General features: G+C 77.7%; 1 protein-coding gene. It reads left to right on the top strand.

From position 1 onward, the window contains the following. Positions 1-1643: transglutaminase TgpA family protein (locus tag AC0I8G_RS25810; protein ID WP_471732495.1), on the top strand; the 1643-nt coding region annotated here is incomplete at both ends.

Below are 1643 nucleotides of genomic sequence, written 5' to 3' on the forward strand. Positions count from 1 at the left end.
GTGTGGCTGCCGGGGGTGGTGTCGAGCTCGGGGGTCTTCGCGCTGTGGCCGGTGCTGGCGTTGTGCCTGGCGGTGCGCCAGTTCGCGAGCGCCCGCTCGTTGCGCGAGGTGCGGTTGGTGCTGGGGTTGTCGGTGCTGGTGGCGCTGGCGGCGGCGGGAGTGTCGCCGGTGGCGGCGTTGGTCGGCCCGTTGGTGGTGGTGTGGTCGGCGGTGCTGGTGGGTTTCGCGGGAGCGGTGCCGCACCGGATCGGGGGTGCGGCGCAGCGCCGGCGGACGCTGCGGGCGGTGGCGGCGGCCGGGACGGCGGGGGTGCTGCTGTTCCTGCTGGTGCCGGCGGGTGGCGGGGCCTCGTTGGCCGGTGGCGCGCTGGGGCGGACGACGGCCTCCGGTGCGGGGGAACGGGCGTCGGCGGATCCGCGCTCCGGTGCGGCCTACGCGGGCGGTGACCTGGACCTGTCCTCGCGCGGTGAGCTGCCGCGGACGGAACTGGTGAGCGTGCCGGCGGCCTCCCCCGGGTGGTGGCGTTCGGCGGTGCTGGACACCTACGACGGGCGGACGTGGACGGGTGCGCCGGTGGCGTCGTGGTCGTCGGGGCCGAGCTCGGCCGGGGACGGGTCGTCGCAGTGGTCGGCGGTCGGGGAGGACGGCGCGACGGGACCGCAGCGGGTGGACGTGGTGGAGGCGGTGTCGGGTGACTACCCCGCGTTGCTCAGCGCCGGGGCGCCGGTGGCGGTGTCGTCGCCGGGGGTGGACCTGCGGGTGGTGCCGTCGGGGACCGCGGCGTTGCTGGGGCCGGTGGGGGTCCCGTACACGGTGACGTCCTCGGAGACCCCGACGCTCGGGTCGAGCGTGGACTCGGGATCGGGGGCCGCGACGGCGCCGGTGGACGAGCAGCGGTGGGTGCAGCTGCCGTCGTCGCTGCCGCAGCGGGTGCGCGACCTCGGGGTGCGCCTGGCGGCGGGTCGCGGGCCGGTTGCGACGGCGCGGGCCGTGAACGAACACCTGCGCGCGAGCGCGCGCTACTCCCTGGACGCACCGGTGCCCGCGAGGGGTGAGGACGCGGTGGACGCGTTCCTCTTCGAGGACCGCATCGGCTTCTGCGAGCACTTCGCGAGCGCGGAGGTGGTGCTGCTGCGCTCGGCGGGCTTCCCGGCGCGGTTGGTGACGGGCTTCGCCGGCGGCACCGACGCCGGTGGGCGGCGGGTGTTCCGCGGTGCGGACGCGCACGCGTGGGTGGAGGTGTGGGTCCCCGGGCAGGGGTGGACGACGTCGGACCCGACGGCGGGTGCGCAGCTCGTGGCGGGGGATCGTCCGTCGTGGGCGGCGCGGGCGTGGTCGTGGGTGCAGCGCACGGTGGCCGGGTTGCTGGCGAGCGCCGTGGCGCGCACGGTGCTGGCCGTGGTGCTGGTGGCGGTGGCCGTCGGTGCGTGGGCGCTGCTGCGGGCGGGGGCTCGGCGTCGGGCCCGGACGGGGGTTCCCGGCGCGGTGGTGGCACGCCGACGGGGCGACGGGGTGTCGCCGTCCGTGCTGGCGCTGCTGGTGGCGTGGGAGCGCTTCGACGCGGCGTTGCCGCCGGAGCGTCGCCGGGGTGGCGCGGAGGGACTCTCGACGTGGCGCGCGCGCCTGCTGACGCCGGCGGGGGC

This window comes from Kineococcus sp. AC630 (assembly GCF_979255925.1).